11 protein-coding genes are annotated in these 12,921 nt (G+C 70.7%); 4 read left to right on the top strand and 7 right to left on the bottom strand.

All coding sequences use genetic code 11. The features are described from left to right. Positions 1 to 11: 11 nt before the first annotated feature. Genes mnhG through IF188_RS05450 form a run of 6 tightly spaced genes read right to left on the bottom strand, consistent with a single transcriptional unit; the run spans position 12 to position 6,416 of the window. Complete coding sequence (gene mnhG / locus IF188_RS05475; protein ID WP_191170789.1) at positions 12 to 368, bottom strand: monovalent cation/H(+) antiporter subunit G; 357 nt, start codon at positions 366 to 368, stop codon at positions 12 to 14. Further along, a complete protein-coding gene (locus IF188_RS05470) occupies positions 368 to 634 on the bottom strand; it encodes a monovalent cation/H+ antiporter complex subunit F (protein ID WP_191170788.1) in 267 nt (88 codons plus the stop codon). The genes mnhG and IF188_RS05470 overlap by 1 nt, the downstream gene beginning before the upstream one ends. Then, complete coding sequence (locus tag IF188_RS05465) at positions 631 to 1,233, bottom strand: Na+/H+ antiporter subunit E (protein WP_191170787.1); 603 nt, start codon at positions 1,231 to 1,233, stop codon at positions 631 to 633. Before IF188_RS05465 ends, IF188_RS05470 begins: the two co-directional genes overlap by 4 nt. A 16-nt stretch (positions 1,234 to 1,249) precedes the next feature. Beyond that, positions 1,250 to 2,839 (bottom strand): Na+/H+ antiporter subunit D, encoded by a 1,590-nt coding sequence (locus IF188_RS05460; protein ID WP_191170786.1) that lies wholly within the window; start codon positions 2,837 to 2,839, stop codon positions 1,250 to 1,252. Further along, positions 2,836 to 3,468, bottom strand: a complete 633-nt coding sequence (locus IF188_RS05455) for a Na(+)/H(+) antiporter subunit C (RefSeq protein WP_318152795.1) — start codon at positions 3,466 to 3,468, stop codon at positions 2,836 to 2,838. Before IF188_RS05455 ends, IF188_RS05460 begins: the two co-directional genes overlap by 4 nt. Further along, positions 3,465 to 6,416, bottom strand: coding sequence for a Na+/H+ antiporter subunit A (locus IF188_RS05450; protein ID WP_191170785.1), 2,952 nt, complete (start codon positions 6,414 to 6,416; stop codon positions 3,465 to 3,467). The genes IF188_RS05455 and IF188_RS05450 overlap by 4 nt, the downstream gene beginning before the upstream one ends. 296 nt (positions 6,417 to 6,712) lie before the next feature. On the opposite strand from IF188_RS05450, the gene IF188_RS05445 reads away from it, so the two are divergent. Next, on the top strand, positions 6,713 to 8,269 hold the full coding sequence (locus IF188_RS05445; protein ID WP_318152794.1) for a hypothetical protein: 1,557 nt from the start codon (positions 6,713 to 6,715) through the stop codon (positions 8,267 to 8,269). A 160-nt stretch (positions 8,270 to 8,429) separates the two neighbouring features. Here IF188_RS05445 and IF188_RS05440 read toward each other — a convergent pair whose 3' ends face one another. After that, positions 8,430 to 9,509, bottom strand: coding sequence for a LacI family DNA-binding transcriptional regulator (locus IF188_RS05440; RefSeq protein ID WP_224751519.1), 1,080 nt, complete (start codon positions 9,507 to 9,509; stop codon positions 8,430 to 8,432). A 60-nt stretch (positions 9,510 to 9,569) separates the two neighbouring features. On the opposite strand from IF188_RS05440, the gene IF188_RS05435 reads away from it, so the two are divergent. From IF188_RS05435 to IF188_RS05425, 3 genes are all read left to right on the top strand, one after another. Then, positions 9,570 to 10,793 (top strand): MFS transporter, encoded by a 1,224-nt coding sequence (locus IF188_RS05435; RefSeq protein WP_191170783.1) that lies wholly within the window; start codon positions 9,570 to 9,572, stop codon positions 10,791 to 10,793. 199 nt (positions 10,794 to 10,992) lie between these two features. Beyond that, a complete protein-coding gene (locus tag IF188_RS05430; protein ID WP_191170782.1) occupies positions 10,993 to 12,201 on the top strand; it encodes a sensor histidine kinase in 1,209 nt (402 codons plus the stop codon). Beyond that, positions 12,198 to 12,854, top strand: a complete 657-nt coding sequence (locus IF188_RS05425) for a response regulator (RefSeq protein ID WP_191170781.1) — start codon at positions 12,198 to 12,200, stop codon at positions 12,852 to 12,854. Before IF188_RS05430 ends, IF188_RS05425 begins: the two co-directional genes overlap by 4 nt. The last annotated feature ends 67 nt before the right edge of the window (positions 12,855 to 12,921 follow it).

The following is a 12,921-nucleotide window of genomic DNA, read 5'->3' as shown; positions in this document are numbered from 1 at the left end:
CCGAGGCAGGCTCACCCGCCCGCGGCCGGCGGCGTGCGCTTGGAATCGGCGAGCTCGTCGACGTGCAGCGACGACTCGTCGATCGTGCCGTTGCGGTACGCCTGGCGACCCACCATGTGCGCCGAGAGCGGCGCGGTCGCCAGCTGGATGAGCACCACCGGCACGAGGAACGCGACGACCGGCCACGACCGCAGCGACAGCGCGATCGCGAGGCAGATCAGGATCAGTCCCAGCACCTGGGGCTTCGTCGCCGCATGCAGGCGCGTGGGCACGTCACGGAAACGCAGCACGCCGATCGCGGCGGTCAGGCACAGCAGGGCGCCGATGAGGATCAGGACCAGCGCAATGACGTCGAGTGCGGCATCCATCATCGTTCCTGGTCCCTTCTCGCGACGAAGCGCGCGATCGAGATCGACCCGAACACGCCCACCGCGGCGATGATGAGCAGCACCGGCAGCGTGCGCGTGTGATGGTTGATCGCCATCTCGGCGCCCAGTACGCACATGACCTCAGTGAGCAGGACGTCGGATGCCACGGCCCGGTCGAGGATCGACGGCCCGATGACGATGCGCCACAGCGTCAGCAGCGCGGCGACGGCGAAGATCACGTAGATCGCGATCAGCATCACGTTCATCGCGAGCCTCCTCTGACGGCCGCGGAACGGGAGGTGGCGGCATCCTTCATCGCCTGCAGTTGCGCGCGCGAGCCGACGGCGCGGACGATCCGCTCCTCCCAATGGTGCACGCTCGCCCGCTGCTTCTCGACGTCGGCGTCGTCGCGGACGCCGATGACGTGCAGGTACAGGATGCGACGGTCGCGATCGGTCTCGACGATGAGAGACCCCGGAATGAGGGATGCCGTCACGCCGACGTGGGTCATGATCAGATCGTCGTCGGTCACGAGGTGCACGGCGATGATCGCCGTCCCCGGCCGACGGCGGAAGTCGAGGACCTGCCACGCGACCGTGAGCGAGCCGTGGACGACGGCGATGAGGAACTCGACCACGAACACGAATCCCCACCAGAGGTTCACGCGACCCGACAGCTCGACCGGCGGCAGGCGGAACACGCGCGTCACGATGACGGCCGCGAGAAGCCCGCTGAAGAACGCGAGCCACGTGAACTGCCCCCACAGCAGCATCCACAGCGCGATGAGCCACACGAAGAACGGCAGCTGTCGCCACGCGGTCGCCGCCGCCCGGCGGAAGCGGCTCTGAGGCAGATCGGGGCTCACGGTGCTGTCTCCTGGCTCACGGGGCCTTCTCCGTCCCGGTCGAGTCGTCCTGCAGCTGCGTGAGCGACACCGGCTGCAGCAGCGCCTCGCCGATGCGGTTGCACACGTCGTAGAGGGGCCCTGCGAACACCGTCAGCGCCACGGTGATCGCCACCATGCCGGTCGTCGCAGCGGTCATGATCTTCGGGATCACCCGGCGCTCGGTCGACACCCCGGCGGCGGGCGCGGTGCCGAGGTACGAGATGCGCGCCTCGGTCTCGGCCGAGTCCTCGTCCTCGCGCCAGAACGACAGGTTCCACGCGCGCATCAGCGCGTACAGGGTTAGCAGCGAGGTGACGATGCCGCCCACCATGAGCACGATCATGATCGGCGTGCCCACCTGCGCCGCCGCGTCGAACAGGGCGTACTTGCCGATGAAGCCCGAGAAGGGCGGCAGGCCGCCGAGGTTGATCGCGGGGATGAAGTAGAGCACGGCGATCACCGGCGCGGCCTTCATGAGCCCCTTGACGCGCAGGATCGAGGTCGATCCGGCTCTTCGCTCGACGAGGCCGACCGCGAGGAAAAGGGTCGTCTGCACCACGATGTGGTGGACCATGTAGTAGATCGTCGCGCCGATGGCCGCGGGCGTCGCGATCGCGAGCCCGAAGATCATGTAGCCGATGTGGCTCACGAGCGTGAACGACAGGATGCGTTTCAGCTCGGCCTGTGCCACCGCGCCCAGCACGCCCACGATCATCGTGGCGAGCGCGACGAACATCAGCAGCATGTTCACGTCGTTGTCGAGGAACATCTCGGTCTCGGTGCGGATGATCGCGTACACGCCGACCTTGGTCAGCAGGCCCGCGAACACCGCCGTGACCGGCGCCGGCGCGGTCGGGTACGAGTCCGGCAGCCAGAACGACAGCGGGAAGACGGCCGCCTTGATGCTGAAGGCGAGCAGCAGCATGAGGTGCAGCACGAGCTGCGTCTGCTGCGGCAGCTCGCCCATGCGCTCCGAGATCTGCACCATGTTGACGGTGCCGAGCGCGCCGTAGATCATCGCGATCGCCGCGAGGAACAGGATCGACGACACCAGCGACACCACGATGTAGACGACGCCGGTGCGGATGCGCGACTCGGTCGAGCCGAGGGTGATGAGCACGTACGACGCGACGAGCAGGATCTCGAAGCCGACATAGAGGTTGAACAGGTCGCCCGCGATGAAGGCGTTGAAGATGCCCGCGCCGAGGATGAGGTACGAGGGGTGGAAGATCGAGACGGGCGTGTCGTCGTCGCCGTCGGCGGCGCCCTGGCCGATCGAGAACAGCAGGACCGCGAGCAGCACGATGCTCGACACGACGACGAGCAGCGCCGACAGGCGGTCGACGTACAGCACGATGCCGAACGGGATCGGCCACCCGCCCACCGACACGGCGATCGGCTTGTCACCGGTGTCGACGACGTACAGCAGGATCGCCGCGATCACGAGCACGGCGGTGAGCGTCACGACCGACACCACGACCTGGGTGCGGCGGTGGCGGCCGGCGATGAGCGCGATCGCCGCGCCCAGCAGCGGCAGCGTGACCAGCAGCGGGACGAGCGCGGGGGCGATGGTCGTCAGACTCATGCGTCGCCCCCGTTCCTGTGGTCGTCTGTCGAACCGCGCTCGTCGTCGGTCTGGATGCCGGTCCTCCGGGCATCGCGGTCGCCCCGGGTGGAAGCATCCACGCCCCCGCCCTGTTCGGGGCGATCGACGGGGGCATCGTCGCGCAGTCCGGCGAAGTCGCGGGCGCCGAGGATCGTGATGGGCGCGGTGGCCGTGCCGACGAAGTCCGTGGTGGTCTCGTCGTCGGCGTCCTCGATCTCGATCTCTTCGTCGATGGCGTCCTCGGCGAGCGCACCGCGCTCGCGCACCTCGAGATCGGCCTCGTCGTCGGTCACGGTGTCGGCCTGGCCGAGCTGCCACGAGCGGTAGATGAGGGCGAGCAGGAACGCCGAGACGGCGAACGTGATGACGATGGCGGTGAGGGTGAGCGCCTGGGGCAGCGGGTCGGACATGTCTTCGACGTCCTCGGCCGCGCCGAAGAACGGCGCCACGCCGGGCGCGCCCATCACGATCAGCAGCAGGAGGTTGGTCGCGTTGCCCAGCAGCAGGAACCCGATGAGCACGCGCGTCAGGCTGCGCTCGAGCATCGCGTACACGCCGCACGCGAACAGCACGGCCATCACGATGATGAGGATGAGCGACACGTTCACGGCACGCTCACCTCCTCCTGCTGCGATCCCGGTCCCTGAGCCTGTCGAAGGGCTTGCGCCTGACGGTCGACCTCGGCGCCGAGGCTGCGCAGCACATCGAGCACGAGGCCGATGACCACGAGATACACGCCGATGTCGAACAGCGTCGACGTGACGAACTCGATGTGGCCGAGCACCGGCACGGTGCCCTCCCAGAAGTAGCTCGTGAGGGGCTGGTCACCGAAGAACACCGGCACCACCGCGCACGCGACCGCGATCGTCATGCCGGTGCCGAGCAGGCGCCCGGCGTCGGTGGGCGCCGCGGCGCCGAGCTCGTAGCGGCCCCCTGCGATATACCGCATGACCAGGGCCATTCCTGCGACGAGACCGCCGGCGAAACCGCCACCGGGCAGGTTGTGCCCGGCGAACAGCAGGTACAGCGACACGATGATGATCGTGTGGAAGAGGATCCGCACGATCACCTCGAGCATGATCGAGCGGTTCTCGGGCCGCACACGCTGGCCTCCGACGAGCCACGCCATGGGGCCCCCGCCCGTGCCGCGCGGCTTGACGCCCTCATCGGTCTCGACGAGCGGCCGTCGCGTGCGGATGGCGCCGGTCGGCAGCGATGAGATGGCGCGCGAGAGCGTATCGGCACGGTGCGTGACGAAGACGAGGGATGCCACGCCCGTCGCCGCGAGGATCAGGACCGACAGCTCGCCCATGGTGTCCCAGCCGCGCAGGTCGACGAGCGCCACGTTCACGACGTTCTTGCCGTGGCCGAGCTCGTAGGCGAGCTGGGGGAAGCGCTCCGAGATCGGCTTCTCGACACGGGCGCTCGTGGCCACGACGGCGACCACGGCCATGGTGAGGCCGACGGCGGCGCCCAGCACCGCGCGCGCGACGGGCCACACCGACGCGTTGTGCTCGCCCATGCGCGACGGGATGCGGCGCAGCACCAGCGCGAACGCCACGAGGGTCACCGTCTCGACGAGGATCTGCGTGAGGGCGAGGTCGGGCGCCCCGCTCGTCGCGAAGAGCAGCACCATGCCCAGGCCCGTCACCGACACGAGCACCACGCCCGTGTAACGCTTGCGGGCGCGGATCGCGATCAGCCCCGCGGCGATCATCAGCGGCGCGACGAACAGCTGCATCGGAGACTGGAACGCGTCCAGCTGCGCGCGCCACTGGTCGCTCGCCAGCAGGGCGGTCGCCTCGGCGGCGACGAAGACGACGAAGATCGTGCCGACGTACACGGGCAGCGAGCCGCGCTGCGTGAGACTCGTCGTCACGACCGAGAGGCGGGCGATGACGCGCAGGGCACCGTTGTAGGCGTCGGACGCGGTGAAGGGCAGCAGGCGCTTGGCAGGCCGCCAGCCGCGCGTCAGCCAGAAGACGACGGCACCGAGGGCGATCGAGGCGAGCGAGATCCACAGTGCCGGCTCCAGCCCGTGCCACAGGGCGAGATGTGCGGTGTGCTCGGGTGCCGGGACGCCGGGGGTCGACCCCGGCGCGGTGTCGGCGTACGGCGAGAACGCCTTGTCGAGCCACGGTGCCGCGAACCCTGCGACCAGGGTGAGCCCCGACAGCACGATCGGCGCGACGAGGAACCCGATCGGCGGGTCGGGCCACTCGGTGTCGGGCAGCCGATCGCCGGCCTTGTCGCGCTTCGTCCAGAACGCGCCCCAGATGAAGCGGATGCCGTAGCCCGCGGTGAGCACCGAGCCGAGCGCGATGCCCACGAGCGCGACGATGCCCCACACCGCCCCGCCCAGCGCCTCGTGCAGGAGGGCGGCTAGCGCCCCCTCTTTGGCCACGAACCCGATCGTGGGGATCACGCCGACCATCGACGCCACGGCGATGATCGAGAAGGTCGCCATGACGGGCGCCTGTCGTCCGACCCCCGAGAGCTCGGTCAGGTCTCGCGTCGACAGCTGACGGTCGATGACACCCACGACGAGGAACAGCGCCGACTTGAAGAGCGCATGGCTCAGCAGCAGGGCGAGACCCGCGAGGGCGGCATCCCTCGTCCCGTACCCGAGCACCACCGTGAGCATGCCGAGCTGGCTCACGGTGCCGAAGGCCAGCACGCGCTTGAGGTCGGTCTCGCGCAGCGCCTGGAACCCGCCCAGCAGCATCGTGAAGACGCCGAGCGCGACCACGATCGGCCGCCACGGTGCGGAGATCGCGAACACCGGCGCGAAACGCGCGATCAAGTAGATGCCCGCCTTCACCATCGCGGCGGCGTGGAGGTACGCGCTGACCGGCGTCGGTGCGGCCATCGCACCGGGAAGCCAGAAGTGGAACGGGAAGATCGCGGACTTGCTGAGCGCGCCGACGAGGATCATCACGAGGGCGGCGTCCACGACGGCGCCGGTCGGGGCATCAGCGAGGATCTGCGAGATGCTCGAGGTTCCGGCATCCACCACCAGCAGCACGACGCCGATCAGCATCACGAGCCCGCCGAGGGTCGTGACCAGCAGCGCCTGCAGCGCCGCACGACGACTGGCGGCGCGTCCGTTGTAATACCCGATGAGCAGGTACGACAGAACGCTCGTGATCTCCCAGAACATCACCAGCACGACCAGGTCGTCGGTGAGCACGAGCCCGTACATCGCGCCGGCGAACGCCAGCAGCACGGCCGCGAACTGGCCCAGGTTCTCGCGCTTGCCGCGGAAGTACCAGCGGCAGTAGATCATCACGAGCGCACCGACGCCCGTGACCACCAGCGTCATCAGCCACGACAGCGTGTCCATGCGCATCGACAGGTCGATGCCCAGCGACGGGATCCAGGCGTATGTCTCGAACGGAATATCCCCCGCCATGACGACGGGAGTCAGCACGGCCGCGTGGACGAAGCCGGCGATCGGCAGGATCGCGGCGAGGTAGAAAGCCCTCGCGCCGATGCGCGACACGAACCACGGGAGCAGGATCGGAAGGACCGCGAACGCGCCGAGCACGAGGAGCATCCATGGCCTCCTCGGGGTCGTCGGCCGGCGGGCGTCCGGGCAGGACGGCGGACCATGGCGATCGGGGTGTCTCCCCCATCCTACGGCTCCTACCGTCCCCCCTCCCCCGATCTTCTCGCCCACCCCCACCGTTCATCCGTCACAGATGTACGCCGTTTTGGCGATTGCGCGTACATCTGTGACGGATGAACTGGGGGTTGTCGGGCGCGGGCAACCGACGCAACGCCCGGGCGCTGAGCGATCGGCGGCGAGATGATGCGGGATGCCGGCGGCCCCGGCCGTGACAGAGTGTCAGGGTGAGCGGCAGTGAGACCCGGCGACGCGGCGAGGTGCCGAGATGGGGCAGGGAGCTGCTCGGCTGGACCGTCGCCGCCGCCATCGCGATCGCCGCCGTGGCGGTGGTCGCGGCATCCCCGAGGTCGGAGCTGCTGTTTCGCGATGGCGACTCTCTCGTCACGACTCTCGTCGTGCACTCGCTCGCGATCGGCCAGCCCCAGGACTGGGCGATGTCGTCGGTGCTGTTCCTTCCCGAGATCGCCGTGCTGTGGATGCTGTCGCTGCTCGGTCTCGGCATCAACGCGACTCTCGCCCTCGCCGGCGTGGTCAACGTGCTCGCCCTCTACGGCGCACTGCGGGTCGCCGCGGGATCGGCGCTGCGCGCTCGGGCTCCCATCGCCGGCGCGCTGCTCGGGCTGACCGGGTTCGCGCTGCTCGCAGCCACCGAGGGCTCGGCATCGCGAGACGCGCTCGAACTGGCGTCGCTGCTCACGACCACGACCTATTACAGCGCGACAGTCGTCGCAGCCGTGCTGGGGGTGGGGCTCGCACGACGCGCGATCGACCGAAACGATGTTTCACGTGGAACGCCCGTGGCGTGGGGGCTCGTGGTCACGCTAGCGCTCGTGGCGGCAGCATCCGTCCTCACCAATCCGCTGTTCGCGGCCTGGGCGACGGTGCCGCTCGGCGCGGTGCTGGTCGTCGTCGCCTGGCGGCGCGCGGACGTGTGGTGGATGGCGGGCGCGCTCGTCACCGGATCGATCATCGGCTATCTCGCGAGGATGCCTCTCGCCCACCTCATCGCCAACACCGGCGCCGGATACATCGACCCCTCGCAGTGGCGCGCGTCGCTCGACTACTACGGCGTGCTGCTCGCGGACCGGTGGAGCGCACCGTGGGGCGCGGCATCACTCCTTCTCATCGGAGCGCTGTGGGCGGGCAGCATCGCCGTCACCCGGCAGCTCGCGGCGCGGCGCCGAGTCGGCGCGGCGATCGTGGCCGCGTGCGGCTGGGTCATGCCGCTGCTCGTGATCGTCGGCGCCGTCGTCCTCGGCACGCACGCGGCGCGCTACCTGCAGCCGGCGGTCTTCGCGCCGCTGCTGACCCTCACGGTGCTGCCCGCACTGCTGCCCGACCGGCTCACGGTGACCAGGCTCGTCCCGGCCGTGGGCACCGCGGCCGTGGCTCTCGTCGCGGCCGCGGGCCTCGGCATCCCCTCCCTCGTCGCCGCCGCGACGGCACCCGACGCCGACCTGGACTGCGTCGTGCGGTGGACCGAGGACTCGGGGCGCACCGGAGGCGGGCAGTTCTGGACGGTCCGGCTGCCCAAGACGCATCTCGCCGACCCGCGCGGACTGGTGCAGCTCGATCATCAGCTGCGCGGCTACGCGTGGCTGATGAACCGCGACGACTTCGCGGTCGGCGAGGTGTCGTTCCTCGTGATGGATGACCAGTCCCCCGCGTTCGAGCTGCCCGCCGGGGTGTCGCTGTCCGACGCCGAGATGACCGCCTGCGGCCGCTACACGATCGCGGACTTCGGCGACCGCACCCTGCCGATCGGCCCGTTGCGGTCGTGATGCTCGTGGTCGGACCGGGCCACGCACACGACATTCGCGTATCGGGTTCTACCCACCCGGTCGTTGAGCGACACTTCGGCTCGCTTCGCTCGCTCAGTGCAGGTCTCCGCGAGACGAAACGCCGCAACGGAGATGCGCGAGGCGCGGGGACGACCGCGGGTCACTCGGGGGCGGGACCGGACGTGTTGCCCTCGCGGAACGTGCAGGTGAAGCGGATGGATGCCGCCGGCCGGCCTTCCAGCATGGCCGCGACCGCGGCACCCGCGGCACGGCCCTTGTCGGTGGCGGGCTGCACGGCGGTGGTGAGCTCATACGGCGCCAGTCCGTCCACGACGATCCCGTCGAAGCCGGTGACGCTGACGTCCTCGGGCACGCGCAGGCCCGCCTCTTCGGCGGCGCGGATGACGCCGGCCGCGAGCAGGTCGCTCTGCGCGAGCACAGCGGTGGGTCGGCGTTCGGGGTCGGCGAAGATCTCGCGGCCGGCCGCGAGGCCCTCGTCGATGAAACTGCCGGCGGCGGCGTACGCGGGGGCGTCGGAGAACACGTCGAGCGCTCCGGCCAGCCGTTCCCGTGTGACGTCGACGGTGATCGCGGTGTCGTCGCCGATCCAGCCGCGCTCCCAGTCCACGCGCACCGGCAGTGTGACCACGGCGACCCGCCGATGGCCGAGTGCGCGCAGGTGGCTGGCCAGCTGACGCTGCGCCTCGCGGTTGTCGAGGTCGATGCGCGGCACGTCGCCGCCCGCGTCGCCCTCGATGACCACCACCGGTATGCCGCGGGCCTTCACCGTCTCGAGCGATTCGCGCAGCATGCCGCTGCACCCGATGAGCACGGCGGCGTCGAGCGGCGCGGTGGTGAGCGAGGGGCCGGCGGCCTGTGCGGCATCGCTCCCGGCGGGCTCGTGGTCGCGCAGCAGCAGCAGTCCCGCGCCGAGCGGTGTGACGGCGTCGGCGAGGCCGTCCATCATCAGCGTCTTCACCGGATCGAGGAACGCCTGACCGAGGTGCTCCTCGAACACGACGCCGACGATCCCCGACCGGCCACGGCGCAGCGACGCGGCGCGCGGATCCGGGCCGGTGTAACCGAGCGTGGCAGCCGCGTCGAGCACGCGGCGGCGCGTGGCATCCGACACCGGGGTCTTGCCGCTGAACACCACCGAGGCGGTCGACGGCGAGACGCCGGCCTCGCGGGCGACGTCCGAGATCGTGGCACGGCGAGTGCCGGTGTCGTGACGGCTCATGTCGTCCTGATCGTAGCCCGTGCCCGGCATCCGGTCGAATCGATTCGGTACAGTGTCCGGATGGACACCGCGCTCACCCGTACCCAGCTCGTGCGCTGGCGTGCCGCGATCTTCACGATCTTCTTCGTCACCGGTCTCGGCTTCGCTTCGTGGGCGTCACGTCTTCCTGCCGTCAAGGACGACCTCGGCATCAACGACCTGCAGCTCGGTGTCCTGCTGTTCGTCAGCGGCGCCGCGTCGATCGTCGGCCTGTCGCTCGCCAACGTGATCGTCGCCCGCTGGGGCGCGCGTCGCGGCATGCTCGTGACGATCATCACGTTCGGTGCGGGCGGTCTGGTCGCCGGCCTCGGTGTGCAGTTCCTGCACTCCTATGCCGTGGTGTGCATCGCGATGGTGCTGATGGGCATCGGCATGAGCGCCACCGACGTCATGATGAACGTCGAGGCGGCCGCGGTCGAGCAGTCCTTCGAGAAGACGCTCATGCCGCTCTTCCACGCCTTCTTCAGCCTCGGCACCGTCGCCGGCGCCGGCATCGGCATCGCGATGGCCGCCTTGGACGTCGGCGTCGCCTGGCACCTGTGGGGGGCCGCCGCCCTCGTGCTGATCGCCGGGCTGTTCTCGCTGACCGCGGTTCCGACGCGCGAGATCGTGCACGACGACCCCACGACCACGACGAGCCGCCGCGAGCGCTTCGCCGAACTGCTGTCGGTCTGGCGCGACCCGCGCACCTACGCGATCGGCGCCATCATGCTCGGCATGGCCTTCGCCGAGGGCAGCGCGAACGACTGGCTCACGATCGCGATGGTCGACGGCCATGGCGAGAGTCAGACGACGGGCGCGATCGCCCTGACGGTGTTCTCCGTCGCGATGACGGTGTTCCGCATCCTGGGCGGTCCGCTCGTGGACCGACTCGGCCGCGTCTGGACCCTTCGTCTGCTCTCCGTCGCCGCCGGCGTCGGCCTGATCATGTTCATCCTGGCGCCGTCGCTGCCCATCGCCTTCATCGGCATCGCACTGTGGGGCGCAGGCGCGTCGCTCGGCTTCCCGCTCGGCATGTCTGCCGCCGCCGACGACCCGAAGAAGGCGGCCGCGTCGGTGTCGGCCGCGGCGACGATCGGCTACCTGGCGTTCCTGTGCGGACCGCCGGTGCTCGGCTGGATCAGCCATCAGATCGGCATCCTCGGCACCCTCTGGATCATCGTCGGCCTGATCGCCATGTCGGGCCTCGCCTCGGGCGCGGCCAAGCCGATCGCCGGCTCGAAGGTCGGCGTCGGCCACCACTGACCCGGGCGTCCGCGCGGCCTCGGCCGCCGGCATCCTCACCCCCTGAGCTGCTCGCCGAACCAGGGGATCTGCGCCGAGCCAGGTGACACATCCCCCGGTCTCGGCCGGAATCCCCTGCCTCGACGCGACCTGGCGGGGCCCCCGGCGCTCACCCCCGCGGGTGATGCCCGCCGTCGTGCCCGCATGCCAGCATGGAGGGATGCCGCCGGCCACGGATCACGTCGCCTCACGGCCCGCGCACCGCACGCTCGACGCGGGGCTGGTCACCGCACTCGTCGTGCTCGTGGTGCTGCTGCCGGTGAGCCTCGCCGCCCTCGCTGCGGCGGACCCCCCGCTCGACGCCGGGACCACGGTGATGCTGGCCGGGTGCTTCATCGCACTGCACGCGGCGTCGCTCGTCGCGTTGCGGTTCCCCGTCGCAGCGTTCGCGGCGGCGAGCCTCGTCATGCTCGCACTCGTCGTGGTGCCGAGCGCTCGGGGCGCGGCGGGCGCCATGTATCCGTCGTCGATCGCGTACCTGCTCTGCCTGACGCAGCTCGCCGTGCGCACGCCGCCGCGCCTGTCGATCCCCGGGCTCGTGACCGGCGTGATCGGCGCCGGCCTCGTCGCACTGCTCGAGCCCGCGTTCGGCCGGGGTTCGGACGCCGACGTCGCGCTGCTGCGGCTCGGCGCGTTCCTGGGGCTCTCGGCGGCCGTGGTGGCGGCATGGGCCGTCGGTCTGCTGCTGCGCGTGCGCGCCGCGCGCGTGGAGGAGCAGACCCGGCGCCGCGTCGAACAGGCGATCGCCGATGAGCGTCTGCGCATCAGCGGAGAGCTGCACGACGTCGTCGCACACGCCATGACGGTGATGATGGCGCAGTCCGAGGCGGCGCGCGCGATGATGCCCACACGCCCCGATGACAGCGACCGCGCTCTCGAGGTCGTCGCCCGCACCGGGCGGGATGCCCTGCGCGGCATGCGTGCGATCGTCGCCGCCGACGGCGGTGCTCCGCTCGCCCCGCAGCCCACCCCCGCTGCGCTCGACGAGCTCGTGTCGTCGGTGCGGGGACCCGCGTGCGAGGCGACGCTCACCGAGAGCGGGTCCCGGCGCGAGCTCACGCCGGCCGTCGCCCTCGCGCTGCATCACACCGTGCGAGAGGCGCTCACGAACGCCGTGCGCCACACCATCCCGCCGGTGCGGATCGACGTGACCCTCGATTGGGGCGAAACCCTGGTCGTGCGGATCGCCGACGACGGCGGCGCCGGCGGCGCGGCGTTCGACCTCGGCGCCGGAACCGGCCTCATCGGTCTCGCGGAACGGGTGCGGCTCGCGGGCGGGTCGTTCGCGGCAGGACCCGGGATGCCGCACGGCTGGGTCGTCCGTGCCGAGCTGCCCGCGGCATCCATCGACGAAGGAGGCGGCTCATGACCCTGCACGTGCTGCTGGTGGACGACCAGGAGCTGTTCCGCGAAGCCGTCGCGGTCACGCTCGCATACGACCCGCGGATCGCCGACGTGGCGACGGCGGCCTCGGCCCGCGAGGGCATCGAGCACGTGCGGGCGCACGCGGTCGACGTGGTGCTCATGGACATCCGCCTGCCCGGCATGGACGGCATCGAGGCGACCCGCGAGATCCTGCGGCTGCGCCCGTCGACGCGCGTGCTCATGCTCACGACGTTCGACCTCGACGCGTACGTGGTCCAGGCGATCCGCGCGGGCGCCAGCGGATTCCTCACCAAGGACGCGAGCCCTGCCGCGCTGGGCGATGCGGTCGTCGCGGTCGCCTCGGGCGACGCCGCGATGTCGCCGGGAGCGACGTCGGCGCTTCTCGGCTTCGTGCGCGAGGGCGCGGCGCCCGCCGATCCGGCGGCCGCGCTGTCAGGTCTCAGCGCCCGCGAGCAGGAGGTCGCCCGCGCCCTCGCCGCCGGCGCCTCGAACGGTGCCATCGCGCACGAGCTGTTCCTGTCCGAGAACACGGTCAAGTCGCACGTCAAGGCGATCCTCGCGAAGCTGGGGCTGCCTGACCGGGTGCATGTCGTGATCTGGGCGTACGAGAACGGCGTGCTGCGGCCGGGTCGGTGAATCACCCGCACGGGTGACCCGCAGCCCCTCGCGCGAGGGGCGCGCAAGGGCCGCAGCGACGCATACC

Source organism: Microbacterium helvum, assembly GCF_014779795.1.
Classification (GTDB): Bacteria; Actinomycetota; Actinomycetes; order Actinomycetales; family Microbacteriaceae; genus Microbacterium; species Microbacterium helvum.
This window is presented reverse-complemented; position numbering and strand designations above follow the sequence as displayed.